General features: G+C 69.0%; 23 protein-coding genes. 10 read left to right on the top strand and 13 right to left on the bottom strand.

Going from position 1 to position 23,465, the window contains the following annotated elements; all coding sequences use genetic code 11:
- The first annotated feature begins 150 nt into the window (after window positions 1-150).
- Window positions 151-2,964 (top strand): ATP-dependent DNA helicase, encoded by a 2,814-nt coding sequence (locus ACSQ2B_RS13680; protein ID WP_436050591.1) that lies wholly within the window; start codon window positions 151-153, stop codon window positions 2,962-2,964.
- Here the strand turns inward: ACSQ2B_RS13680 and ACSQ2B_RS13675 are convergent.
- Entirely contained in the window at window positions 2,961-3,557 is a 597-nt protein-coding gene (locus ACSQ2B_RS13675; RefSeq protein WP_436050589.1) for a hypothetical protein, read from the bottom strand. The genes ACSQ2B_RS13680 and ACSQ2B_RS13675 overlap by 4 nt on opposite strands.
- A gap of 788 nt (window positions 3,558-4,345) precedes the next feature.
- Entirely contained in the window at window positions 4,346-4,645 is a 300-nt protein-coding gene (locus ACSQ2B_RS13670) for a hypothetical protein (RefSeq protein WP_436050587.1), read from the bottom strand.
- 575 nt (window positions 4,646-5,220) lie between these two features.
- Here ACSQ2B_RS13670 and ACSQ2B_RS13665 point away from each other — a divergent pair.
- Together ACSQ2B_RS13665 and ACSQ2B_RS13660 are read left to right on the top strand one after the other, a co-directional pair.
- The gene (locus ACSQ2B_RS13665; protein WP_436050585.1) at window positions 5,221-5,391 is read left to right on the top strand and encodes a hypothetical protein; all 171 of its coding nucleotides are present in this window, start codon (window positions 5,221-5,223) and stop codon (window positions 5,389-5,391) included.
- A gap of 143 nt (window positions 5,392-5,534) precedes the next feature.
- Window positions 5,535-5,840, top strand: a complete 306-nt coding sequence (locus ACSQ2B_RS13660) for a GNAT family N-acetyltransferase (protein ID WP_436050583.1) — start codon at window positions 5,535-5,537, stop codon at window positions 5,838-5,840.
- Here the strand turns inward: ACSQ2B_RS13660 and ACSQ2B_RS13655 are convergent.
- On the bottom strand, window positions 5,837-6,730 hold the full coding sequence (locus ACSQ2B_RS13655; RefSeq protein ID WP_436050581.1) for a LysR family transcriptional regulator: 894 nt from the start codon (window positions 6,728-6,730) through the stop codon (window positions 5,837-5,839). The genes ACSQ2B_RS13660 and ACSQ2B_RS13655 overlap by 4 nt on opposite strands.
- Before the next feature lie 136 nt (window positions 6,731-6,866).
- On the opposite strand from ACSQ2B_RS13655, the gene ACSQ2B_RS13650 reads away from it, so the two are divergent.
- The 3 genes from ACSQ2B_RS13650 to ACSQ2B_RS13640 all read left to right on the top strand — a co-directional run bounded on the left by ACSQ2B_RS13650 (window position 6,867) and on the right by ACSQ2B_RS13640 (window position 9,804).
- Complete coding sequence (locus tag ACSQ2B_RS13650; protein WP_436050579.1) at window positions 6,867-7,544, top strand: hydrolase; 678 nt, start codon at window positions 6,867-6,869, stop codon at window positions 7,542-7,544.
- Between the two features lie 126 nt (window positions 7,545-7,670).
- Window positions 7,671-8,585 (top strand): pirin family protein, encoded by a 915-nt coding sequence (locus ACSQ2B_RS13645; RefSeq protein ID WP_436050577.1) that lies wholly within the window; start codon window positions 7,671-7,673, stop codon window positions 8,583-8,585.
- 559 nt (window positions 8,586-9,144) lie between these two features.
- The gene (locus ACSQ2B_RS13640; protein ID WP_436050575.1) at window positions 9,145-9,804 is read left to right on the top strand and encodes a hypothetical protein; all 660 of its coding nucleotides are present in this window, start codon (window positions 9,145-9,147) and stop codon (window positions 9,802-9,804) included.
- 59 nt (window positions 9,805-9,863) lie between these two features.
- Here the strand turns inward: ACSQ2B_RS13640 and ACSQ2B_RS13635 are convergent, their stop codons facing one another.
- From ACSQ2B_RS13635 to ACSQ2B_RS13605, 7 genes are all read right to left on the bottom strand, one after another.
- Window positions 9,864-10,808, bottom strand: a complete 945-nt coding sequence (locus ACSQ2B_RS13635) for a prephenate/arogenate dehydrogenase family protein (RefSeq protein WP_436050573.1) — start codon at window positions 10,806-10,808, stop codon at window positions 9,864-9,866.
- On the bottom strand, window positions 10,805-11,935 hold the full coding sequence (gene hisC / locus ACSQ2B_RS13630; RefSeq protein ID WP_436050571.1) for a histidinol-phosphate transaminase: 1,131 nt from the start codon (window positions 11,933-11,935) through the stop codon (window positions 10,805-10,807). The genes ACSQ2B_RS13635 and hisC overlap by 4 nt, the downstream gene beginning before the upstream one ends.
- A 52-nt stretch (window positions 11,936-11,987) precedes the next feature.
- Window positions 11,988-12,785 (bottom strand): chorismate mutase, encoded by a 798-nt coding sequence (locus tag ACSQ2B_RS13625; protein ID WP_436050569.1) that lies wholly within the window; start codon window positions 12,783-12,785, stop codon window positions 11,988-11,990.
- A gap of 65 nt (window positions 12,786-12,850) precedes the next feature.
- The gene (locus ACSQ2B_RS13620) at window positions 12,851-15,697 is read right to left on the bottom strand and encodes a TonB-dependent receptor (RefSeq protein WP_436050567.1); all 2,847 of its coding nucleotides are present in this window, start codon (window positions 15,695-15,697) and stop codon (window positions 12,851-12,853) included.
- A gap of 53 nt (window positions 15,698-15,750) precedes the next feature.
- The gene (locus tag ACSQ2B_RS13615) at window positions 15,751-17,736 is read right to left on the bottom strand and encodes an ATP-binding protein (protein ID WP_436050565.1); all 1,986 of its coding nucleotides are present in this window, start codon (window positions 17,734-17,736) and stop codon (window positions 15,751-15,753) included.
- Between the two features lie 88 nt (window positions 17,737-17,824).
- Window positions 17,825-18,052 (bottom strand): hypothetical protein, encoded by a 228-nt coding sequence (locus tag ACSQ2B_RS13610; protein ID WP_436050563.1) that lies wholly within the window; start codon window positions 18,050-18,052, stop codon window positions 17,825-17,827.
- Window positions 18,053-18,124: 72 nt separating this feature from the next.
- A complete protein-coding gene (locus ACSQ2B_RS13605; RefSeq protein WP_436050561.1) occupies window positions 18,125-18,280 on the bottom strand; it encodes a hypothetical protein in 156 nt (51 codons plus the stop codon).
- 176 nt (window positions 18,281-18,456) lie between these two features.
- Here ACSQ2B_RS13605 and queC point away from each other — a divergent pair, with 176 nt between their 5' ends.
- The 4 genes from queC (at window position 18,457) to ACSQ2B_RS13585 (ending at window position 20,979) form a co-directional block, all read left to right on the top strand.
- Window positions 18,457-19,194, top strand: a complete 738-nt coding sequence (gene queC / locus ACSQ2B_RS13600; RefSeq protein WP_436050559.1) for a 7-cyano-7-deazaguanine synthase QueC — start codon at window positions 18,457-18,459, stop codon at window positions 19,192-19,194.
- Entirely contained in the window at window positions 19,191-19,823 is a 633-nt protein-coding gene (gene queE / locus ACSQ2B_RS13595; RefSeq protein ID WP_436050557.1) for a 7-carboxy-7-deazaguanine synthase, read from the top strand. The genes queC and queE overlap by 4 nt, the downstream gene beginning before the upstream one ends.
- Before the next feature lie 34 nt (window positions 19,824-19,857).
- Window positions 19,858-20,232, top strand: coding sequence for a 6-pyruvoyl trahydropterin synthase family protein (locus ACSQ2B_RS13590; RefSeq protein WP_436050555.1), 375 nt, complete (start codon window positions 19,858-19,860; stop codon window positions 20,230-20,232).
- Window positions 20,233-20,397: 165 nt separating this feature from the next.
- Window positions 20,398-20,979, top strand: coding sequence for a phasin family protein (locus ACSQ2B_RS13585; RefSeq protein WP_436050553.1), 582 nt, complete (start codon window positions 20,398-20,400; stop codon window positions 20,977-20,979).
- A gap of 69 nt (window positions 20,980-21,048) precedes the next feature.
- Here ACSQ2B_RS13585 and ACSQ2B_RS13580 read toward each other — a convergent pair whose 3' ends face one another.
- The 3 genes from ACSQ2B_RS13580 to aroC all read right to left on the bottom strand — a co-directional run bounded on the left by ACSQ2B_RS13580 (window position 21,049) and on the right by aroC (window position 23,440).
- A complete protein-coding gene (locus tag ACSQ2B_RS13580; RefSeq protein WP_436050551.1) occupies window positions 21,049-21,522 on the bottom strand; it encodes a hypothetical protein in 474 nt (157 codons plus the stop codon).
- Window positions 21,515-22,195, bottom strand: a complete 681-nt coding sequence (locus ACSQ2B_RS13575; RefSeq protein WP_436050549.1) for a SatD family protein — start codon at window positions 22,193-22,195, stop codon at window positions 21,515-21,517. Before ACSQ2B_RS13575 ends, ACSQ2B_RS13580 begins: the two co-directional genes overlap by 8 nt.
- A 123-nt stretch (window positions 22,196-22,318) precedes the next feature.
- Window positions 22,319-23,440 (bottom strand): chorismate synthase, encoded by a 1,122-nt coding sequence (gene aroC, locus ACSQ2B_RS13570; protein ID WP_436050548.1) that lies wholly within the window; start codon window positions 23,438-23,440, stop codon window positions 22,319-22,321.
- Between the last annotated feature and the right edge of the window lie 25 nt (window positions 23,441-23,465).

Here is a 23,465-nt window from a genome sequence, read left to right as displayed (position 1 = left end):
CCTCCTGAGCCGTTCGTCCCCACCAAAACGGCATGGTTAAGCAAAGGTTACGCGGGCTTCCCTGAACCGCGGCTGAATGTTGCGGTTATCTGCCCCGCCGAGCGTCGGTTTCTGTTTCGTTCCGAGGGGAATAGGGCTAGCCCTGGAGCCGTGAACGCGCCCGCCGTCAGTCTCGATCTCGCGCCTGCGCTGGTGGTCCTGCCGGGCCCGCGGGCGGCGGTGGCCGACGCCTCCGGCGACTGGGCGCTGCGGGCGCCCGACGCGCGCGACCTCTTCGAACGCGGGTCGGTGCTGCTGGCCCATTCGGCGATGACGGCGCGACGGCTCGCCGTGCCGGCCCCGCCGCGCAACCCGCGCATATTCGACGCCCTCGAGCTCTTCGCCTTCGTGCGGCCGGCGCGGTTCTGCGCGCCCTCGGCCGCCGGCCTGGCCCAGGCCCTGGGTCTGCCGGAACCGAAGGGCGCGCCGGCCCAGGCCGCCGCCCTGCGCGAGGCGTGCAAGGTGCTGCTGGCGGAGCTTGCGACCGCGCCGGAGCCGTCGCGGGAGGAGGCCCTGGCGGTCGCCGAAACGCTGGCCCGCGCCGGCTGGTCCTGGGGGGCGGCCGTGGTCGGCGCGCTTCGCTCGGCGCCGGTCGGGAACATGTTCCGCAGCTCAGGCCTCGACGTCTGGAGCCGGCTGACCGAATGGGAGGCCGACGCCCCGCCCGGCGAGGCCGGCTCGCGGCCGATCGACCCCGTCGCGGCGGCCGAGCGCCTCAAGGTCCTGCTGGCCCAGGCCGGCCTGTCCGAAGCCCGTCCCGCCCAGGCGGAGTTCGCCGCCGAGGCGGCTTTCGCCTTCCTGCCGCGCGAGCGGGAAGGGGAGCCGCGGATGATGCTGGCCGAGGCCGGCACCGGCGTCGGCAAGACCCTGGGCTATCTGGCGCCGGCCTCGCTGTGGGCCGAGGCCAACGGGCCGTCGGTCTGGGTCTCGACCTATACCCGCGCCCTGCAGCGGCAGATCGAGCGCGAGAGCCAGGCCATCTATCCGGATCCCAAGGTGCGGGCGAAGAAGGCGGTGGTCCGCAAGGGGCGCGAGAACTACCTCTGCCTGCTGAACTTTCAGGACGCGACCAACGCCGCGCAGCTGGGCAATGGCGACCTGGTGGGCCTGGGGCTGGCCGCGCGCTGGGCGCGGGTCAGCCGCGACGGCGACATGACCGGCGGCGACTTCCCGGCCTGGCTGCCGACCCTGTTCCACATCGCCCCGGCGGCCCAGGCGAGCGCGGCCAATCTGGTGGACCGGCGGGGCGAGTGCATCCACGCCGGCTGCGCCCACTACCGAAGCTGTTTCGTCGAGAAGGCGATCCGCGGCTCCCGGCGCGCCGACATCGTCATCGCCAATCACGCCCTCGTGCTGACGCAAGCCGCTTTCGACGGCGCGCGGGCTGCACGCGGCTCCAAGGCCGACGGCGAGACCAGCCTCCTGAAGCGGATCGTCTTCGACGAAGGCCACCACCTGTTCGACGCCGCCGACAGCGCCTTTTCGGCGCAGCTCTCGGGCGCGGAAGCGGCCGAGCTGCGCCGCTGGATCCGCGGGCCGGAGGGTCGTGGCCGGCGGGGTCGTGGGCTCGAAGCCAGGCTGATGGAGGTGCTGGGCGACTACGAGGACGCCCAGCGCGCGCTGCACGATGCGACGCGCGGCGCCGCCGCCTTGCCGGGCGAGGGCTGGTCCGGCCGGATTGCGCCGCCGAACGGCGAGGTGAACCCGATCGGTCCGATCGAGGCCTTCCTGGTGGCGGTGCTGGAACAGCTGCGCGCCCGCTCCGCGGGCTCCGACATCGGCATGGAGTGCGCGGCCCGGCCCGCGCTGGACCTGGTGCGGGAGACGGCGCGCGAGGCCGCCGCCGCGATCGCCAAGATCGAGGCGCCGCTGCTGGCGCTGGCCCGCCAGCTGGAGGACGTGCTCGACGACCAGGCCGGGACCCTGCAGCCCTCCGACCGGGCCAGAATTGAGGGCGCTCTCAGGGGACTAGACCGGCGGGCGCGGATGACCCTGCCGGCCTGGCGCTCGATGCTGCGGGCGATCGACGAGGACAGCGAGGACGATCCGGACTTCGTCGACTGGTTCGACGCCACCTTCCTCTACGGCCGGGTGGTGGACGCCGCCTGTCGCCGCCACTGGGTGGACCCGACCGAGCCGCTGACCAATGCGGTGATCGCGCCGGCCCATGGGGTGCTGGTGACCAGCGCGACGCTGGCCGATCCGACGCTGGACGACCCCTTCGCCCTGGCCGAGATGCGCACCGGCGCGGCCCGGCTGCCCGAGCGGCCGAAGACGCTGAAGCTCGCCTCGCCGTTCGACTACGCCTCCCAGGCCCGCGCCCTGGTGGTGACCGACGTCTCGCGCGACGACGCCCGCCAGGTGGCGGCGGCCATGCGCGAGCTCTTCCTGGCGGCCGGCGGCGGGGGCTTGGGCCTGTTCACCGCCATCCGCCGGCTGAAGGCGGTGCACGAGCGGATCGCCGCGCCCCTGGCGGACAAGGGCCTGGCGCTCTACGCCCAGCACGTCGATCCGCTGGAGGTCGGCGCGCTGGTCGACATCTTCCGCGCCGAGGAGGACAGCTGCCTGCTGGGCACCGACGCCGTGCGGGATGGCGTCGACGTGCCCGGCCGCTCGCTGCGGCTGCTGGTGTTCGACCGCGCGCCATGGCCCAGGCCGGACATCCTGCACAAGGCCCGCCGGGCAAGGTTCGGCGGCAAGAACTACGACGACGCGGTGGCCCGCGGCCGCATCGCCCAGGCCTTCGGCCGGCTGATCCGACGGGCTGACGACAAGGGCGTGTTCGTGATGCTGGACGCCGCCTCGCCGACGCGGCTGTTCTCAGGCCTGCCGGCCGGCGTGGAGATCCAGCGGGTCAGCCTGGTCGAGGCGATCGAGACGGTGGCGGGGTTCCTGAACCCGGCGCCTTCGGCCGGTCAGGCCTAGCGGACGATCTTGAAGCCCCAGGAATTTTTCCCGTTGCCGCAGCTTCCATCGATGCGGCCGCCCTCGGTCGAGAGGTCGCCCGCGCAGGTTCCGCGGTCGTGGGTGCGGTCGTCGACGTAGGCGTAGCTGAGATGACGGCCGTCGATCGTCCCTTCGCCGGAGCCGGCGTGGAAGCCGTTCTGCAGTTGCTCGTAGCTGAATCGATCGCCCGCGACCTTGAAGGCGTAGGTGAAGCCGTCGTCGTCGCGCCAGGTCCCGGAGATGTCGTGCTTCGAGGTGGCAGCGGGGGTGGACGTCGCCGGCGGGGCGATCGATGCGGTCGCGGCAGGAGGCGCCGTCGTGTTTCCGGCGCTCGCCACCGCGACAGGCGGCGGCGAAGCCGCGCTCGCGGTCTGGCTCTGCCGCAGCACCGAGACGCCGAAGCCGACCGCGGCCACCAGCATGGCGGCGAAGACGCCGACCTTCACCTTGTCGCCCGAGCCCTTGAAGAAGCCGTAGGCGAGAAGCGCCACCGCCAGGATGACCAGCGACAGCACCCCCAGCGTGCTGGCGGCCGCAGCCGCGATGATCTTCGGAAAGTCGAATGAGCTCATCTTCGGCTCCGCCAGTCCTCGCCATGAGAGCAGATGACCAGAGGACGGGCGAGCAGGGAAGCCGGAGCATTACGGTGACACTGTATGAAACTTCGCTGGGCGCCTGAGGCAATCCGTCAGCCGAGAACAGCTTCGCACGGCCCGCGTTGCTGCGATCTCTTGGCGTTAGTCGCAATCTTGGGCGGGGGCTATAATTCAGACAGTGTCACCGAAATCCCATGCGGTCCCTTCCAGGAAGCTGACATTGCCGACGGCGCTTCAGGGTGGAAAGACGACCTTAGTGAATGCTCGGCGATTGTGCGCCTCGCGCGAAGTTGCGGAGGAACACTTGAAGGGCGATCCCCTGCGAGATGTCGCCAGCGGTCGACCGAGGCCCGTTCCGCAGCGGCCGGGCGTCATCCGCCCAGGAAGCCCCGCTGACATAGCCCTCGCCTGTGCACTCGTGCTGGCGATGATCCTGTTCGGCATCTGGCACGAGAAGACCCAGGGCCCCCGGCACTTGCAGGCCGCGATGAACAAGCTAGAGGCCGCCGGGCTAGGGAACGCACAGGTTCGCCGAAAATGGTCTTTGTGCCCGAAAGGCAGCAAAGGCTACGCTTGGCGTACGGCGGAAGCGGAAGGCTACGTCTGCTCATATTCACGCAAGGGGCCGGTCATCATGCAGCGGTTCAAGCCTGGCGCAGAGCCTTCGGCTTGATCAGCACCGTGTAAGCCCGGACGTCCGCGACGGGTCGAGGCGCCGACAGGCAGCGGACATTGCGAACCGCGCTTCAGGGTGGAAGGAGGACCTAGGTCCCTTGAGCGCGGCGGCGCGATATCCAAGCGAGCATGTAGATAAGCGAGCTCGCGAGCGCGCTCAGACAAAGGGACAAGACGAAACCAAATCCGTCCATAAAGCCGCCGTCGCCGCCCAGCATGAAGTAGCCCACAAGTGTGACGGTCACCCAACCGGCGAATGACATGGCCATCGCGATAGCTTTAGCCCCGCCGCCCGACGTTTTGAGCAAGCGCAACGCCAGCCACGCGGTTGCAAAGACAACAGCGCCCTGAGCTGCAGCGAAGGCAACCAACACCAGGATTCCAATCATGCAGGACCTTTCCCGATTGGCGAGCCGTCGGATGATACCGCGGAGCTGAGCGCCGACAAGCGGCCCTCCGAACCTCGCCTAGGGGTCGCGACCTACCCTGAGGTTGCGGCCGGGAACCGGACGTCGCGAAAGCCTGGTGGGGGTGGATCTCGCCCGTCGGCCGTTCGGCGGACGAACGTCCGACCTGAGATCACAATCCGGACCAACGCGACCGCCACTCTGAGCGCATGGCTTACGCCTGGGCGGCGCCATGACCGGACCTTGAGCTGCAGTTGAGGTCCTACACGCACCGGCTTGCGGCTGCCCATCGCTCACACGCTACAAGCCACTTTGAACCTGCCGTCGCAGCGGACAGCCGGCGGCACGCTTCCGTTAGTTCCGACGCAGAACTCCGCGTTCCCCATCTTGCGACGCCGTTTGCCACTTCCCGGAACTAAACGGACGCGATCAGGCGCGCTAAATTGGTCGCCTGAGCATAGGGTGCCCGCTGAGATGTAGCGTGGAGATCCCCAGGGCCGGCCTCCTCCTCGGCAAGGGTAGACGAATGATCGGTCTGAAGGGCAAGCGCGCTCTGTTTGCTGGGCGGCTCCCGCGGTATCGGGGCAACCAACGCACAGCTTCTGGCTGAAGATGGCGCCGACGTCGCCATTACTTCACAGCGCGCCGCCCAGAAGGCCGAAGCGGTCGTCAAACGCACCGAGAGCCGCGGGCTACGCGCGCCCTTGCGAGTCCCGTGGCGAGCATGATCACGGGCGCCGTCCTGAGCGTCGACGGGGGCGCGTTCGACCGAAGCCCTCCATCGGCGCCAGCCCACTACCCCGCATGTGACCTGGTCGAGCCATGGCGCCTCCTGCGTCGGCGACCCGGCCGCCTTAGCCCCGGAGACTTCATGACCGAGCCAGAGATCCGCGACAATGCCGCGAGCCGCCGCTACGAACTTGCGGTCGATGGCGAGATGGCCGTTGTCACGTACAACCTGAACGCTCCGAACCTGATGATCACGGAGACCCTGGTTCCTCAGCAGCTCGAAGGTCGGGGGCTGGCTAGCCGCTTAGCCAAGCACGTGATCGCCGACGCGAAATTGCGCGGCTTGGTGATCCTTCCGGTCTGCCCCTACTTCTCAGCCTATCTGCAGAAGCATCCCGAACATGCAGACGTCGTACATCCGACCTATCGAGGCATCCTCGGCATCTAGCCGCTCGTTCCAGGGCGTCGTTTAGGCCGGTTGCAGTACTCGATCAGTAGCTCGGTGAGCAGGCGGATCTTGCGCGCGGGATGTTGCCCCGGCGGCCGCAGGACATAGGCCGCCGCCGGCGGCGGCGGATAGCGCGTCATCACCGGGACCAGCGCACCGGCCGCCACGTGCTCGTCGATGTAGTAGTCCGGGACCCAGGCGAGCCCGATGCCGGCGAGGCATGCCTCGACCAAGGCGGCGGCGTTGTCGGCCTTGAACCGCCCTTGGGGCCGGACCGTGACGACCCTATCGCCGTCAAGGAACGACCAGGCTTCCGTGCCCTGCATGAGAGCTTCGTGCTGGACGAGCTCATCCGGGGTTTCAGGCGCGCCGTGCGCCTCGATGTAGGCCGGGCTCGCGACAAGCTTGCCGAGAATCGGCGCAATGCGACGTGCGATCAGATTGGAATCCGGGAGATACCCGACCCGTATCGCGCAGTCGAAGCCCTCCGCCACAAGATCGACGAATCGGTCCGTGTAGCAGGTCCGGATGCTCAGCTGCGGATGTCGGCGCGCCATCTCGGCGAAAGCCGGCGCGAAGTGTGTGGGTCCGAAGGTCAGAGGGGCCGAAATGCGTAGCTGCCCCCGCAGTTCGCCCTCCGGCAGGATCGTTTCCCGCGCCAGGTCGAGTTCGGCTGTGATGCGCGCGGCGTGATGCCTGAAAGCTGCTCCGGCCTCGGTTAGAGCGGCACCGCGGGTGGTCCTCGTCAGGAGTTGCACGCCGAGCTCCGCCTCAAGGCGAAGTAGCCGTCGGCTCACGATCGACTTGGCGATCCCGAGACGACGTGAGGCCTGAGAGACCCCGCCGGCGTCGGCGACTTCCACGAACGTTCGAAAGTCTTCGATCTCCAAGTCGGCGTTCCTCAAAGCGGGACACGGCGTACCGCTCTTACGTCATATCGCAGCGGAATGGGGGATGCCAATGTCCGGCCGCCGCCCTTGTGCGGCCGTCGTATTCCCCGCCCCTAGCTCAACAGCAGAGATCATCATGACCTTCCGCAACGGCCTGGATTCGCTACTCCGCCCCGAGGACTCGGTCCTCCTTCTGATCGATCACCAGCCCTTTCAGCTTGCGAACCTGAACAGCCATGATCCTCAGGCTGTCATCAACAACGTGACCGCGCTGGCGAAGCTGGCGAAGGCATTCAATGTTCCGACGATCCTCACCAGCGTGCTTGCGGCTCGGGGCGGCCTGCTCTTCAGGCAAATTACCGACGTCTTCCCGGGCCAGGAAGTGATCGACCGGACCTGGGTCAACACCTGGCAGGACGAGAAGGTGGTGGATCTGGTCAAGGACACGGGCCGCAAGCAACTGATCATCGCAGGCCTGTGGAGCGAAGTCTGCGTCGCGATGCCTGTCATCCAGGCTCTCGGCGAAGGCTGGGACGTGACCGTGATTACCGACGCATCGGGCGGAAGCTCGACCGAGTCTCACCAGGTCGCCATTCAGCGGATGATCGCTGCTGGCGCGAACATGATGACCTGGATGGCTCTGGCTGGCGAATGGCAGCGGGACTGGGCGCGCACCGAGCACGTCGAAGAGCTGACCGAAGTGCTCATCTCGCACATGGGCGGCAGCGGCATCGCCTATCTCTGGGAGCAGCAACTGCTGAACACGCCCGTCTCGACCGCGCAGGGCGTGGGCGCCTATCCAAGCCCAGTGTGAACCAGGATCGGGCAGTTCGCGGGCCTGCGATCTGCCCGATGCCCTGGCTTGCGTGCTCGATCTCACACCCCTTCGCCGAGCTGGCGCTGAGCCCAGGTCCTCGGCGCGCCAACCGGAGACATCGAAGTGATTGAGATGGTGATCGACCAACGGCGTCGTAACCTCGGCGGCGGTCTCGAGGTCGGCAGAGTGTTGCCGTTCGCTCAGCGGCGGATGGTCGGGCCGTTCATCTTCTTCGACCATATCGGACCGGTCGACATCGCGGCCGGCATGAGTCGCGACGTCGATGTTCGACCGCACCCGCATATCGGCCTTTCGACCGTCACCTATCTGTTCGCAGGAGAGATGATGCATCGCGACAGCCTCGGCTGTCGGCAGCCCGTCCGCCCTCAGGAGGTAAACTGGATGACGGCGGGCCGCGGAATCACGCACAGCGAGCGCCTTGAGACGGTTCGGGCCGTCGGCGACCGCCTGCATGGCATCCAGGCCTGGGTCGCCTTGCCGATCGAGGATGAAGAGACTGCCCCCGCCTTCTCACATCATGAGCGGGATGACCTGCCATCCTGGCAAGCCGCTGGCGTGCGAGGTCACCTCATCGCCGGAAGCGCCTATGGCTTGACCGCCGCCGCCCGAACCCACTCACCGCTATTCTACGCCCATCTCGACTTGGGTGCAGGCGCCGTCGCGGAGATCCCGGCAGGTCACAGCGAACGCGCCGTATATGTTGCAACCGGCAAGATCGAGATCGGCGGCTCACCTGTCGCGAGCGGCCAGATGGCGGTCCTGAATCAAGACGCGTCGCGCATGCGCGCCGTTTGCCCCTCCACCGTCATGGTGCTCGGCGGAGAGCCGATTGGCGAACGCTACCTCTACTGGAATTTCGTGTCGTCTTCGCCGGACCGCCTCCGCCAGGCCGCCGAGGACTGGAAGGCCGGGCGCATGAAGCTTCCCGACGGCGACGACCACGAGTTCACCCCGCTGCCGGACAGCGGGAAGGTCTCGCCGCCTCTGGCCGACCAGCGCAGATCAGGCGGCGTCTGATCCGATCGGCTCGGCCACAGAGCCGGCCCGCTGCCGATGTCTGGCCTGCGCCAAAACGTTCCCGGCACCCGCGCGCCGTCAGGCAATGTCCGCTTTGGCTGGCGAAGTCGGACATCGTCCACGGCGATGTCGGACGTCGCAGAAGGGTCGTGAGCGGAAACGAGTTCCAGGCCAGCAACCGGACATTCGCGCCTGCGCTGACCCGGCTCTGATGACAGGCGTAGGAGATGGCGGCGCGAACCTCGCAGGGGCTCAGTGTCCTCCTGCATTCGTAGAAAGCCAGAGCAACCCTTGCCTCCATGAACTAAGGGCTGCTCTGTCGCGGGCTGCTGGCGAGGTCGCCCAACGCCCCCTCCGTCTCGCGCTCGGTCCTCAACGGCCAACCGTCCAAGCCTGTGAGCGCGATCCACCTCCCCCGCTGCGCGGTGGAGGATCTCGGCGCAAGATGCTCCACCGCTTGCGGGGGAGCTCCCGCGAAGCGGGTGAGGGGGCGTTCGGGACGTCCCGATCCTCACGCCCTCTTGACGACCACCGCAAATCGTTCGTGGTTTGTTCGCGAATGACCGCCCCCGCCGCCCGCCAGACCGAACGCCAGGAGCTCGCCGAGCTGCGCGCGGTGATGGACCGGCAGCTGGCGGTGTTGGGCCGGCTGGCCGAGGCGGGGCTGAACCTGGCGACCCACGTCGAGCGGCAGGCGACGACGCCGGGCGCGCCGCTCGAGGCGCGGCCCGATCTCGCGCTCGCCTATGCGCGGGTCTCGCGCGCCGTGCGCTTGACGGTCGCCCTGCAGTCCAAGGTGATCAGGGACATCCAGGCGCTGAGCGAGGCGGCGCACCGCCATCGCGCCGCCGACGACAAGAAAGCCGCTCGCGACCACAAGGATCGCATTACGCGCGTCCTCGATCGGGTGATCGCGGCCGAGGTCGACGACGAAGACGAGGTCGACCGGCTGGCCGAGGAGGCCTGCGAGCGTCTCGAACACGACGACATCTACGGCGACCTGCAGCAGTACGGCGCCGGCGAGATCATCGCCCGGGTCTGCCGCGACCTGGGCCTCGCGCCCGACTGGAGCCGCTGGGCCGAGGAGGCCTGGGCCAAGGGCGAGGTTCGCCGCGGCGCTGCGGGCTCGCCCTTCGAGATGCTGAACTGGACAGGTCCGCCGGCGGTCCAAGCCGCCGCCGATCCGGATCCGACGGACCCCCAGGCCGCATCGCCTTGAACGCAGCCCCGGCGCTGCTCTCACTCTCCTCACCCGGCCTTCGCCGGGATGAGCGGGATTTATTGCCGATGATCCCGGCCGAAGTTGGCTTCGGGAGTTTCCTGGCCGGCGGCGACGATGCCGCGGCGGATGGCGCGGGTGCGGGTGAAGAGTTCGAACAGCTTGTCGCCCTCGCCCCAGCGGATCGCCCGGGACAGCGCCTGCAGGTCTTCGGTGAAGCGGCCGAGGATCTCCAGCACCGCATCCTTGTTGGCCAGGAAGATGTCGCGCCACATGGTCGGGTCGGAGGCGGCGATGCGGGTGAAGTCGCGAAAGCCGCCGGCGGAATATTTCATCACCTCGGCCTGGGTGACCTCTTCAAGGTCGGCGGCGGTGCCGACGATGTTGTAGGCGATCAGGTGGGGCAGGTGGCTGGTGACGGCCAGCACCAGGTCGTGGTGCTTCTCGTCCATGCGGTCGACATTGGCCCCCAGCGCGCGCCAGAAGTCGACCAGGCGCTGGACGGCCTCCAGGTAGGGATCGTCCTCGCGCGGCAGCGGCGTGAGGATGGTCCAGCGGTTCTGGAACAGCTCGGCGAAGCCGGCCTCGGGGCCGGAGTATTCGGTGCCGGCGATCGGGTGGCCGGGCGCCAGGAAGACGCCCTCGGGGACCAGGGGCTTGAGCGCTTCGACCACGGCGGCCTTCACGGAGCCGACGTCGGTCACCGTGGCGCCGGGCTTGAGCGCCGACGCGGCCTGGGCGAAGGCGCCGCTCATGGCCATGACCGGGGTGGCGAGGACCACGAGATCGGCGTCGCGCACCGCCTCCGCCGGGTCGGCCGTGACCAGGTCGGCGTAGCCCAGCTCCAGGACCTTCTGGCGATGTTCGGGCGAGGCGTCGGCGACGGAGACCTCGCCGACCGCGCCGGCGGCGCGGGCGGCGCGGATGATCGACGAGCCGATCAGGCCGCAGCCGATGACGGCGAGCTTTGGATAGATCAGGCCATTCGCTGCTTGGGGGCTCATCGCTTCAGGAAGTCCGCCAGGGCGTCGAGGACGGCGTGGTTGTGCTCGTCCAGGCCGATGGTGATCCGCAGGTGGTCGGGCAGGCCGTAGTTGGAGACCCCGCGCACCAGGAAGCCCTTGGACGCCAGATAGGCTTCGGCCTCGATCGCCGTGCGGCCGGCGACCTTGGGGAAGCCCACCAGGACGAAGTTGGCGGCGGAGGGGCGCACCACGTCGAGGCCCAGGCCGCCGAGCTGCTGCTCCAGCCAGGGCCGCCACTGGTCGACGAGCGCGATCGAGCGCTGCTGGAAGTCGTCGTCGGCGAGGGCGGCGACCGCCGCCCGCTGGGCCGGGATCGAAGTGTTGAAGGGCAGGCGGATGCGGTCGACGGCGACCGCGATTTCAAGCGGCGCATAGCCCCAGCCCACCCGCAGGGCGGCCAGGCCGTGCAGCTTGGAGAAGGTGTGGGTGACGACGATGTTGTCGGTGGTCCGCGCGTACTGGAGCCCATCCTCAAAAGTCGGATCCGTGACGAATTCGGAATAGGCGCCGTCCAGCACCAGCACCACGCTGGGAGGCAGGGCCTCGTGCAGCCGGCGAACCTCGGAGAAGGGGATCCAGGTGCCGGTCGGATTGCCGGGGTTGGCCAGGAAGATCAGGCGGGTGCGCTCGTCCACCACCTTGAGGATCTCGTCGACGTCGATCCGGTAGTCCGGTTCGCGGGCGATCTTCACCTCGGCCTGGCAGGCGTGCGCGCCGATGGCGAAGGCGGCGAAGGCGAACTCGCCCTGGACGATGTTGTCGCCGGGCTCGAGGAAGGTCTGGTTGAGCAGCTGAAAGACCTCGTCCGAGCCGCAGCCGAAGATCAGCCGCTCCGGCTCCAGGCCGTAGCGCTCGGCGATCGCCTGGCGCAGGATCGTCGTGCGGCTGTCGGGGTAGACATGCAGCTCGTTCGCCGCGCCGGCGTAGGCCTCGCGCGCCTGGGGGCTGGAGCCCAGGATGTTCTCGTTGGCCGACAGCTTGATCGGGTTGGCGACGCCCTCGGCCTTGGCCTTGCCAGGGACGTAGGCGTGGATGTCCAGGATGCCGGGCTTGGGGAGGGGGCGCGAGGCGCGCCCGCGATCGGCGGGCGGGAAAGATCCGGACATCTGCAGAACCGTAAGGAGAACGGAGCCTTGAGACAGGCTTGAGGCCCGCCTCTTACACGTCCAGCGGCGCCGGCGCAGCCCCGATGACGCCGGAAAGCCGCCCCGGCGCGCGCGCCAGGCGCGGATCGTCGGCCTGGTAGAAGCCGGGGAGGACGAACAGCTTCAGGCCGCCGCCCTCCAGCAGCAGGGTGGCGGCCACGCCGTCGCGGCTCAGCGCCTCGATGATGGCGCCTGCGCCTTGGGTCGCGTCTGTGACCCAGAAGGTGCGGTCGTCGCCGGTGGGCTCGACCTCGACCTCGGCGACGCCCAAGCCCGCCAGCGGCCCCCAGGCGGCCAGGCAGGGCAGGGTGGTGAAGACCTTCAGCTTCGGTTCGGCCAGCAGCCTCGCCCACCAGGCGCTGTCCGGGGTGAGGGCGAGGACGGCGACGCCGCCGCGGGTGCGGGCGGCGGCCAGGGCGTCTTCGGGCTTGGCGACCTGGCGGACCGGGGGGGCGGCGCCGAAACGCATGCGGGCCAGCTCCATGGCGCGGCCCGGATCGCGGCCGCCCCAGACGCTGATGTGGAAGGGGCCCTGCAGGCTGAGGCTGTCGGCCATCAGTTCGCGCCAGATGCGCACGACCAGGGCCGGACGGGCGGCGGTGCGGCGAACGGCCAGCAGCTTGCGCAGCACCTGGGTCTCGCGGCCCGGGCGCAGGCCGAAGCGGTCGGCGTCGCCGGCGGCGACCTTGGCGGCGGCGACGTCCCGGGCGAGCGCCGAGCGCTCGTCGACCAGCTTGAGCAGTTCGGAATCGATGGCGTCGATCCGCGCGCGGACGGCGTCCAGCGACGGCGCGGACTTGCTCTCGGCCATGTTCCCCCTCCGGAAGATCCGCGCCAGCGGTTAGGTCATCGACGCCGGGGGCGCAAGATCCGCGATCAGAAGCGCTGGGTCACCGCCACGCCATAGGTGCGCGGCTCGAGGGTGAAGGTGTTGGTGAACAGGCCCGAGGAGTCGTCGGTCAGATAGGCGTCGGTCATCGGCTGGGAATTGGTCAGGTTCTTGACGAACAGCTGCACGTCGAGGCGCCGGCCCGGGCTGGCGATGGTCAGGGTGGCGTTGACGATCTGATAGCCCCGCAGCTTGTCGCCCCCGGTGTTGAAGATCCGCGCGTAGCTGCCGCCCTGGCGGTAGTAGTCCCCGCGCAGCGTCGCCAGCCAGCCCTCGACCTCCCAGCCGTACTGGGCGCCGACGGCGAGGGTCCAGTCCGGCGCGTTGGGCAGGCGGTTCCCGTCCAGGTTCGCGAGCACGCCCTGGCCGACATTGACGATGGCGTTGGGCGCGGGACTGCGATCCACGGCGATCGGGGCGGTGGTGACGTTCATGCCGGCGTAGTCGTAGAGCCCGAGGGACGAATAGAGCCCCGAACAGGCGCCGAGCAGGGCCGAGGGATTGCCGGTTATGCCTGCGACGGTCGGCGCGCCCGGCAACCGTTGCTGGATGGCGACGAGGCTCGCCAGCGCGGCGCGATTGACGAGGCAGTTGGCGCCGTCCTGCGCCTTGACGATCGCCAGTCGCGGGTCGCCCTGGGCGCGGTCGAAGGTGTCCAGCACCGTCCCGCCGCGGATGCGGGTCTTCAGCCAGCCCGCGCTGAGGTTGAAGCGCAGGCGCTGCACGGGCTCCCAGACGCTTTCCAACTCAAGACCGTCGATCCGGGCGTCGATGTTCTGGTTCACCGAGGATTTGTTGATGGTCGAGGAGACCTGGTAGCCGCGGTAGTCGTAGTGGAAGGCCGTCAGGTTCAGGAGCAGGCGGCCGCCGGCGAGGACGTTCTTCGTCCCGATCTCATAGGCGTCGACGAACTCCGGGGCGAAGGTCGTCGGCACCGAGCCGCAACCGGGGCTCTGCAGGTCGCAAGGCGTGTTGAAGCCCCCCGCCTTGTAGCCGCGCGAATAGCTTGCATAGACCATGGTCCGGTCGGTGAAGCTCAGCTTCGGCGTCCAGTCGAGGTTGAGCCGGCCGGTGGTCGATTGGTCGTTGCGGACCAGCCGCGGCGCCGGGGGATGGCCGATCCCGCCGTTGAACGCCGGGTTGGGCCGCTGGCCGGACGCCGGCGGCGTCGCCACCAGGGTGGGCGGGGCCAGGAGGGTGACGGCGCTGGGCTCGCTCTCCTTGTGGTCGCGGGTGGTGCGCAGGCCGAGCGTCAGCTTGAGGCCGGAGGCGGGCCGCCAATAGATCTCGCCGAAGATGGAGTTCGAGCGCGCCCGGTTCACCGACTGGTTGTCGTAGTAGTTGTGGCCGCTGCCGTCGGCCGGGAAGCCCGGGTCGATGTAGATGGGATAGGTGTTCGGGAAGCCGGCGAGGATGTCGCGCAGCTGGGAGAAGGCCGTCAGCCCGTTCGAGAAGACGTAATAGTGGCTGAGGACCGAGTACTCGCGGTGCAGGGCGCCGGCGTTGAAATCCCAGGCGCCGCCGGTCACCGAAGAGAGCCGCACCTCCTGGGTGAACTCCTTGGACTGGGTCGGGTAGTAGTCGAACGAGCGAAGGGTGTTGCTCCTGCCGACCTGGGGGTCGTTGACGAACCCGCCGGGGAACAGGGCGCTGGCCGAATAGGCGATGTCCGGCACGACCCGCAGATAGTCCTGGTAGGACGAGCTGCGGTCGTAGCTGAACCCGGTGAGCGACTCCAAGGTGAGCTTGGGGCTCACCCGCAGCTTGGCGTCGATCTGGTAGAAGTTGGTGTGCACTGCATAGACCGGGTCGAGGGCGGACTCGATGCGACGCAGGTGGGCGTCCTGCATCTGGCCGGCGAACAGGTCGCCCTGCGCGAGGCCGGTCAGCGGCAGGTACAGGCCCCCCAGCGTCGCGGCCGAGTTGACCGTGCCGTAGGCGGCGTCCTGGCGGCGTGATCCGGGCAGGCAGCCCTGGCTCAGGAAGCCGCGGTTGGCGCCGAGCACGGGCACGGCGCCGAGCGCGCTGGGGCCGGGATCCTTGATGCACAGCGGCTTGCCGACGCGCGAGCGGCTGTCTTTCTCGTCGAACCGCTCCCACATCACATTGAGGTCGAGCGTCTCGTTCGGATGCAGCCGGAAGCTCAGCCGCGACGCGCCGATGTCGCGGTCGTCGACGTGGCGGCCGGTCGCGGTGTTGGTGGTGAAGCCGTCGCGCTTGAGCACGAAGCCGGCGAAGCGCACCGCCATCATCTCGTTGAGCGGAATGTTCAAGGCGCCCTGGAGGCGGACGGAGTTGTAGTTCCCGTATTCCGCGCTCGCCTGCCCGCCGAAGGTGTCGGCGGGGCGGGCGGTGATGACGTTGAGAGCCCCGCCGGTGGCGTTGCGGCCGTAGAGGGCGCCTTGCGGGCCGCGCAGCAGCTCGACCCGTTCGACGTCGAAGAACTCGGCGTCCGCCAGCCGGCTGAAGGTGAAGGGCGTGGCGTTCTCGTGGATGCTGACGCCGTATTCGCCCGACAGGCCGATGAACTTCGAACCGATCCCGCGGATCGACAGGTTGTAGCCGCCGAAGTTGGAGCGCGAATAGTTGACGTTCGGAACCGCCTGCAGGAGGTCGCGCGGACCGTCGAGGCGCCCGGCGCGCAGCGCCTCGCCCGAGAAGGCGGAGACGGCGAGCGGAACCTGCTGCAGCGTCGCTTCGCGGCGCTCGGCGGTGACCACCAGCTCCTCGATCGCGCTCGCGTCTGTCGCCTTGATCTCACGGGCTTGGGCGGTCGGCCCAAGCACCATCCCGACAAGGGCGGCCGACGCGCCCGCCATCAGCGAGCGCTGCAATTTCCGACTCACACCCATGGAACCCCCGTTCGCACGAAGGGCTTACCCTGGGTTTAGCCGCAGCGGGAGCCGAAGGTCGCCTGCGGGGTGGGGGTCGCGGCGAGAGGTCGCGCTCCGGCCACCTCCGCGACGCGTTCCAGCAGGGCGTCGGCCAGGATCGGCTTCGACAAGTGGCCGTCGGCGCCGGCCTGGAGCGAGGCGCTGACATGCTCGGGCATGGCGTTGGCCGTCAGCACATAGGTGGGCGTCGCCGGCGCGCCCGCCTCGCGTTCGAGCTCGCGGATCCTGGTGATGGCGGTGAGCCCGTCCATCACCGGCATCTGCATGTCCATCAGGATCAGGTCGAAGACACCGGTGCGGAAGGCCTCGACGGCGTCGGCGCCGTTCTCGACACAGGTCAGGTCGACGCCGGCGGCGCCCAGGATCAGCTCGACGACCCGGCGGTTGGTCGGATGGTCTTCGGCCAGCAGCACGCGCATGCCGACCATCGGGTCGTGGGGGTGCTCGTCCTCGGCCTCCTCGCACCAGAGGTCGAAGGCGCCGACGCAGCGCGGCAGCTCGACGGTCAGGATGAAGACCGCGCCCTGGCCCGGCTTGGCGTCGGCTTCGAGCCGTCCGCCCATGGCTTCGGCGAGCGAGCGGCAAATGGCCAGGCCAAGGCCCGAGCCGCCGAACCTGCGGGTGATGGAGCCGTCGGCCTGTTCGAAGCGGGAGAACAGCCTGGCCTTGGTGTCTTCGTCGAAGCCGATGCCGGTGTCGCTGATCTCGAAGCGCAGCTCTGAGCTGGTCTCGCCGCGGCGCGCCTGGACGGTCAGGCGCACCCGCCCGGTCTGGGTGAACTTCACCGCGTTGCCCAGCAGGTTGGAGAGGATCTGCCGGATGCGGGCGGCGTCGCCGACGTAGGCCCCCAGGGCAGCCGGCGCGATCGCCACCTCCATGTCGAGGCCCTTGGCCTGGGCGGCGGCGTCGAACAGGGCGGTGCAGGCGTTGACCGAGGTCGCCAGGTCGAAGGGCTCCGGCCTGAGCTCCATCTTGCCGGCCTCGATGCGCGCCAGGTCGAGGATGTCGCTGAGCAGGGTCTCCAGGGTTTTGGCGGAGGTCTCGATCAGCGAGACCATCTCGCGCTGGGCCGGGTTGAGCGTCGTCTTGGCCAGGGCGCCTGCGACGCCCATGACCCCGTTCAGCGGCGTGCGGATCTCGTGGCTCATATTGGCCAGGAATTCCGATTTGGCGCGGTTCGCCGCCGCGGCCTCGGCGGCCGCACGTTGCAGCGCCTCCGCCGACTGGCGCAGCTCGGTGATGTCCTCGGCGATCCAGAGCAGCTGGCGACGCCCGCGGGCGTCGCGGAAGACGATGTGCTTCAGGCGCGCGGTCCGGCCTTTGAGCGGTCCCGAAACGAGGACATGCTCGGCTTCAAGCACGCCGCCGGCCATCTCGGTCTCAGCGACATAGCGCTCCAAGTGCTCCAGTTGCGCGGGCTCCAAGATCTCCTGACAGGTGCGGCCGACCGACTCGCCCATGACCTTCACGGCGCTGTTGTTGAGCAGCTCGACGCGTCCGGACTCCAGATCGACCAGCGCGATCTGGGCGGGCAGGTTGTCCACCACCGCACGCAGCTGCGCCGCGGATTCTTCGCGCGCCAGCCGCGCTTCGATCTCGGCGCCGATGTCCTGGTGAACCATGAGAATGGCGCTCGGCTGGCCGGCCTCGTCGCGCCAATAACTGGCCTGGCAGCGCAGCCTGAGGCAGCGGCCGTCGGGGAGCGGCAGGTCCTGCTCGATCTCGACCGTGGGCTCGCCGCGCGCGAGGCGCGCGTAGATCTCGCTCACGACCGGGCCGACATCGGGCACCGATTCGGCGGCGTGCTTGCCGAGGACGTCGGCCTGCGACACGCCGGTGCTGTCGACGAAGGCCTTCACGAAGACCTGGCTCATCTCGATGACGCGGCCTTCGAGGTCCATCAGCGTCATGTAGATCGGGGCGCACGCGACGAAGCGTCGCGCCACGTCCGTCAGGCCGTAGGAGGTGGCCTCAGTCATCGTTTCCCCCTGATGCGGGAACAATCTAAAGCGGAGTTGCTTAATTTTTCCCGCAGCCTAGCGGGGGCTGTGCGCCAGACGCGGTCCCTCAGAAAGTGTCCCAGTCGTCGGCGCGCGAGGCGGCCATGCGTTCTGCGGCGGGTGCGTAGACCTGCCAACGCGCGCAGCTCCAGCGGCCGGTGGCGGCGCATTGCACTGCGGACGCGATCTCGCCCGCCTCGCAATCGATGCGTTCGTCGGGATCCCAGCCCTCGGACGCGCAAAGTTCGCGTGCGAAGGCCTCGACCTCGGGTGAGGGACAAGCCGCTTCCATCATAGCTGTGGCTACAGCAACTCGGTGTGCGGAAGGTTTACGAGACCGACCGACGCGAGGGGGACGCCCGCGGGCCTATTGCTGGCGCGGCGAGGGCGGCGAGGGTGGCGCGTCGGGCGGCGTCTGCGGGTCCCACGAGCGCGCCTCGATCCGTTCGGCGAGTCGGCGCAGCTCCGCGGCCTTGGCGGTGAGCCATTGCCTGTCCGGCAGATAGCTCACGACCTTGGCCATGAACTCAGCCGAAGCGGCTTCTTTTCTGAGATCTTCTGGGTTCACGGCTGCACAACTGACATCGGCGGCCGCGGGTTCCCAAATTGTCGCTCCGGGCCTGATTGTCTTGCGAGCTTTCGCGCCTGGCCTCCGCCGCGAGTCTTCCCCCGGGCCGCCCCAACGCGCATATGGGGGCGATGAACGGGACTTCGGCCGCGCTTGTGCTGTTTTCCGGCGGACAGGACTCCGCCGTCTGCCTGGCCTGGGCGCTGGATCGCTATGACCGGGTCGAGACCGTCGGCTTCGACTATGGCCAGCGCCATTCGGTGGAGCTGCAGGCGCGCGACGCCGTGCGCCAGGCGATCGTCGAGCGGTTTTCGGACTGGGCCGCGCGACTTGGCGAGGACCACGTGCTGGAGATGCGCGGCTTCGGCGCCGTGGCCGAAAGCGCGCTGACCGCCGACCGGGCCATCGAGCTCACCGAGAAGGGCCTGCCCTCGACCTTCGTGCCGGGTCGCAACCTGGCCTTCTTCGTCTATGCGGCGGCGCTGGCCGACCGGCGCGGCCTGAAGCGACTGGTCGGCGGGATGTGCGAGACCGACTTTTCCGGCTATCCGGACTGCCGCCGCGACACCCTGGACGCCATGCAGCAGGCGCTGAACCTGGGCATGGCCCAGGACTTTGCGATCGAAACGCCGCTGATGCGGTTCACCAAGGCCGAGACCTGGGCGCTGGCCAAGGGGTTGGGCGGAGAGCCGCTGGTCGAGCTGATCGTGCGCGAGAGCCACACCTGCTACCGCGGCGAGCGCGGGACCTTGCACCCCTGGGGCCACGGCTGCGGGGCCTGCCCGGCCTGCGAGCTGCGCGCCCGCGGCTGGGAGGGCTGGGTCGAAAGCGGCCGGCCGGCGCTGATGGCGGAGGAGGCCGTGGCGTGAGCTACGCGGTCAAGGAGATCTTCCTGACCCTGCAGGGAGAGGGCGGCCAGGCTGGGCGGCCGGCGGTGTTCTGCCGCTTCGCCGGCTGCAACCTGTGGTCCGGACGCGAGGCGGATCGGGCCGACGCAGTCTGCAGCTTCTGCGACACCGACTTCGTGGGAATGGACGGGCCGGGCGGCGGGCGGTTCGCCGCCGCCGACGACTTGAGCGCTGCGGTCGAGCGCGCCTGGACGGGCGGGGCGGACGAGCGGCTGGTGGTGCTGACCGGCGGCGAGCCTCTGCTTCAGGTCGATACGGCGCTGATCATGGCGCTGCACGCCCGCGGCTTCGAGATCGCGGTGGAGACCAATGGCACGCTGGAAGCGCCGAAGGGGCTGGACTGGATCTGCGTCAGCCCCAAGGCCGACGCCCCGCTCGCCCAGACCCGCGGCCAGGAGCTGAAGCTGGTCTATCCGCAAGAGGGCGTCGATCCGGCCCGGTTCGAAGGCCTGGATTTCGAGCGTTTCCTGCTGCAGCCGATGGACGGACCGGAACGGCTCGCCAACACCGCGGCGGCGATCGCCTATTGCCTCGCCCACCCTCGCTGGCGTTTAAGCGTGCAAACCCACAAATATCTCGGCATCGCCTGAGGCATTTTCGAAGCCACGGCCGCCTAAGACCCTGATGAGCCCAGCCATTTTCGAGATCACCAAAGCCGCCGGCTTCGATGCGGCGCACAATCTGCCGAACGGCCCGGTCGGCAGCCCCTACACGCGCCTGCACGGCCATTCGTTTCGCGTCGAAGCGACCGTGCGCGGCGAGCCTGTGCCGCCGGTCGGCTGGGTGGCGGACCTGGGCGAGCTGGACCTCGCCCTCAAGGCCGTCGCCGCCGAGCTGGATCACGGTCTGCTCAACGACAAGCCAGGGCTGGAGAGCCCGACTCTGGAGAACATCTGCGTCTACTTCGCCGAGCGCCTGAAGCCGCAGTTCCCGGGGCTCTGCCGGGTGAAGCTGTCGCGGCCGACCATCGGCGAGAGCTGCACCTACCTGCTCAGCTGAAACCTCGGCTGGCGGGGCAAAATTTAGCGCGAGTTCTGGGGGAACAGGGCGGCCCCGCCGGCGGTTGACACGATGTTGCTGCATTGCAGCATCACCGTGCCGTCGCGTTCAAGGCCGGGCAACCTGGCCCGCCGCACGCGGGCCCCTCCAGCGAGGATTTTCCCCATGGCAGATGTTCAAGCTTCCAAGGGTGCGTCCGCACCCAAGAACGGCGGCGGCGCAGCTGCTTTGCAGGCCGCCCGGGCCGCCGAAGCGGCGGCCGACAAGAGGGCGGAGGCGAGCCGCGCCGCGACCAAGGCCAACAGCGAGATCCTCAATAGCCAGATCGAGACCGCCCAGCAGGCGGTGAGCTCGAGCCTGGAGACGGGCGTTCGGAGCCTGGAAGGCCTGACGCAGAACTGGCTCCGGGCCTTCGGCGCGACCGCGTCGAACCCGGACCTCGCCGAGCAGTCGGCGAAGAACGTGCAGGCCATGTCCCAGGCGTCCAGCGCGCTGGCCAAGGGCGCCCATGACGCCTCGCGCGTCTGGTTCGACCTGACCCAGAAGGCGGTGCAGACCAACCTGGAAGCCTTCGGCCAGCTGGGCGCCTGCAGCTCGCTGCAGGAGTTGGCGGCGGTGCACAGCAAGCTGATGCGGGACAGTCTGCAGCAGGTGATCGAGAGCGGCGAGGTGATCGCCCGCATCTCCACCGATGCGATCCGCGAGGCTGCCCAGGCGATGCGGTCGCAGGCCCAGCCGGCGATCTGATCTGGCGAAAGTCGGCGTCCGCGACGCTCGCCGTCTTGTTGGCGGGATGGCGGCGTCGCCTGTTTTGGGTCAGTTCGGCTTGAAGGACGTCACGAAGGCCGAGATGTGGGCGCTGAGGTCCAGGCCGCACGTCTTGTCGTAGGCGATCCAGGCGGTGGTCACCGCGATCGTCCAGAGAATGCTGAACAGTGAGCCGACCAGGAAGTATTCCGCGTCGAGGCGTTCATCCAGCTCCTTGAAGCGAGCGACCGTCTTGAGCGCAACGACGGCGGCGAAGACCTCCCACGATCCGCTGAGCATGCCGGCCGCCAGGATCAGGCGTTCGAACGCCCCGATCACCCCGCCCACCTTGGGGTCGAACGCAGGGGGCGGCGGGGTTTGACCGCGCGCCGCGGCCTGGGCCTCGGCCGCCAGCCGACGCCGGGTCATGGCGGCGGTGAGGCCGCAGGACTTCAAGAGCAGCTTGCAGAGAAGATTTCCGCCCCAGATCAACAGGAGCAAGGCGACCAGGGTGTAGGCCGCGCCGTGCAGCAGGTCAGTCATCCGAGAGCCCGTAAGAGAGGTCCAGAGCCTGAACGGCGGCCCCGAGCGAACGCCACTGACTCTGATAGAAGTCCAACCTTGCAGAGCTGCGGATTTTGTAGAGCGTCCGCACGCCAAGCCCAAGCCGGTCGGCAAGCTGCGGGGCGGAGCTTTCGCCGGACAGCGAGGCGATGGCGATCTCGCGCTGACGTTCGGTCCAGTCGAGCTCGACCAGGGTGACGGAGTAGCCGATCGCTTCCAGCAACGCCTGAAGGACAGGCTCCTCGGGCAGATGGAACCGGTAGGCGTTCGGCCCCCGCTTGTCGGCCAGCTTCTCGCGAGTCGCGGCGAGGCCCGCGCCCATCATGTTCCAGGCGCGGTCCTGGCGGAGCGGGGTCTCGAGGCGGATGACGCCCAGGGCGAAGCGGCACTCGACCTTCTCGGCCAGCAGGGTCAGCCTCAGGGCCTTGATGATCTCGAGCCCGCCGGCGAGCGAGCGGCAGAGGCCCTGGAACTCGTCCCCCAACGTGATGGTCAAGGGCGAGGCGATCTCGGCGACCTTCGCCGCGTTCATCTCGTCGATCACGCGATTGAACAGGCTGTGGAGGCGCTCGACAGAGGGCGCGGCTTCGCTGCGGATGAGGTCGCCCATCACGACGGCATGGGTGTAGTCGCGATGTCGGGTGGGCGTCATCTGTGGATCCCGCGGCGCCAGCGCCGTGCGCGAAGCCTTATGACCCATTTCTGGGGCATTTCATAGATGCGACCCGTTTTTGGGCCGTATCCGCCGAATGGCCCCTTATCAGCTCAACCTGGCCTAGCGCCGCTCACGCTCGCCCGGGTGGAAGGCGCCGCCGCCCGTCTGGGCGCGGTGGCGCAGGAAGGCGTCGGCCAGGACGCAGGCCATCATCGCCTCCACCACCGGCACGGCGCGGATGCCGACGCAGGGGTCATGGCGTCCCTTGGTGCGCAGCTCGATCTCCTCACCGGCCTCGTTCAGCGTCTGGCGCGGGGTGAGGATGGAGGAGGTCGGCTTGAAGGCGATCCGGGCGGTGACCGGCTGGCCGGTGGCGATACCGCCCATGACCCCGCCGGCGTTGTTGGCCAGGAACTCCGGCCCGTCCTGGCCGGCGCGCATCTCGTCGGCGTTCTCCTCGCCGGAGAAGGCGGCCGAGGCGAAGCCGGCGCCGAATTCCACGCCCTTGGAGGCGTTGATCGACATGAAGGCGGCGGCGAGCTCGGCGTCGAGCTTGCCGTAGATCGGCGCGCCCCAGCCGGCCGGGACGCCGAGCGCCTCGACAGCGACGACGGCGCCGGTGGAGGAGCCGGCCTTGCGGATCTTCTCCAGGTGCTCTTCCCAGACCGGGACCATGGCCGCGTCCGGACACCAGAATGGGTTCTCGAGCGTCTGCGTCCAGTCCATGCGGGCGGGATCGACGGCGTGGGGGCCGATCTGCACCACCGCGCCGCGGATCTCGACGTGCGGGATGATCTTGCGAGCGATGGCGCCGGCGGCGACCCGGGCGGCGGTCTCGCGGGCCGACTGGCGTCCGCCGCCGCGGTAGTCGCGCACCCCGTACTTGGCGAAATAGGCGTAGTCGGCGTGGCCGGGGCGGAAGGCCTGGGCGATCTCGGAATAGTCGCGGCTGCGCTGGTCGAGGTTCTCGATCATCAGCGAGATCGGCGTGCCGGTGGTCACCTGGCCGGGCGTGCGCTCGTCGCCGAACACGCCGGAGAGGATGCGCACTGCGTCCGGTTCCTGGCGCTGGGTGACGAACTTGCCCTGGCCGGGCCGGCGCCGGTCGAGCCAGGGCTGGATGTCGGCCTCGGTCAGCTCAATGCCGGACGGGCAGCCGTCGACCACGCAGCCGAGCGCCGGCCCATGGCTCTCGCCCCAGGTGGTCACGCGGAACAGGTGGCCGAAGGTGTTGTGCGACATGGCTTCGGCTTCTAGCGGAACCGGC

Origin of the sequence: Phenylobacterium sp. LjRoot225, from assembly GCF_964252855.1 — a bacterium.
Taxonomy (GTDB): domain Bacteria; phylum Pseudomonadota; class Alphaproteobacteria; order Caulobacterales; family Caulobacteraceae; genus Phenylobacterium.
This window is presented reverse-complemented; position numbering and strand designations above follow the sequence as displayed.

Coding starts and splice junctions, on each gene's coding strand:
- ACSQ2B_RS13675 (WP_436050589.1), bottom strand. CDS start 3,557: ATGAGCTCATTCGACTTTCCGAAGATCATCGCGGCTGCGGCCGCCAGC.
- ACSQ2B_RS13670 (WP_436050587.1), bottom strand. CDS start 4,645: ATGATTGGAATCCTGGTGTTGGTTGCCTTCGCTGCAGCTCAGGGCGCT.
- ACSQ2B_RS13660 (WP_436050583.1), top strand. CDS start 5,535: ATGACCGAGCCAGAGATCCGCGACAATGCCGCGAGCCGCCGCTACGAA.
- ACSQ2B_RS13650 (WP_436050579.1), top strand. CDS start 6,867: ATGACCTTCCGCAACGGCCTGGATTCGCTACTCCGCCCCGAGGACTCG.
- ACSQ2B_RS13640 (WP_436050575.1), top strand. CDS start 9,145: ATGACCGCCCCCGCCGCCCGCCAGACCGAACGCCAGGAGCTCGCCGAG.
- ACSQ2B_RS13635 (WP_436050573.1), bottom strand. CDS start 10,808: ATGAGCCCCCAAGCAGCGAATGGCCTGATCTATCCAAAGCTCGCCGTC.
- hisC (WP_436050571.1), bottom strand. CDS start 11,935: ATGTCCGGATCTTTCCCGCCCGCCGATCGCGGGCGCGCCTCGCGCCCC.
- ACSQ2B_RS13625 (WP_436050569.1), bottom strand. CDS start 12,785: ATGGCCGAGAGCAAGTCCGCGCCGTCGCTGGACGCCGTCCGCGCGCGG.
- ACSQ2B_RS13615 (WP_436050565.1), bottom strand. CDS start 17,736: ATGACTGAGGCCACCTCCTACGGCCTGACGGACGTGGCGCGACGCTTC.
- ACSQ2B_RS13610 (WP_436050563.1), bottom strand. CDS start 18,052: ATGATGGAAGCGGCTTGTCCCTCACCCGAGGTCGAGGCCTTCGCACGC.
- ACSQ2B_RS13605 (WP_436050561.1), bottom strand. CDS start 18,280: ATGGCCAAGGTCGTGAGCTATCTGCCGGACAGGCAATGGCTCACCGCC.
- queC (WP_436050559.1), top strand. CDS start 18,457: ATGAACGGGACTTCGGCCGCGCTTGTGCTGTTTTCCGGCGGACAGGAC.
- ACSQ2B_RS13590 (WP_436050555.1), top strand. CDS start 19,858: ATGAGCCCAGCCATTTTCGAGATCACCAAAGCCGCCGGCTTCGATGCG.
- ACSQ2B_RS13585 (WP_436050553.1), top strand. CDS start 20,398: ATGGCAGATGTTCAAGCTTCCAAGGGTGCGTCCGCACCCAAGAACGGC.
- ACSQ2B_RS13580 (WP_436050551.1), bottom strand. CDS start 21,522: ATGACTGACCTGCTGCACGGCGCGGCCTACACCCTGGTCGCCTTGCTC.
- ACSQ2B_RS13575 (WP_436050549.1), bottom strand. CDS start 22,195: ATGACGCCCACCCGACATCGCGACTACACCCATGCCGTCGTGATGGGC.
- aroC (WP_436050548.1), bottom strand. CDS start 23,440: ATGTCGCACAACACCTTCGGCCACCTGTTCCGCGTGACCACCTGGGGC.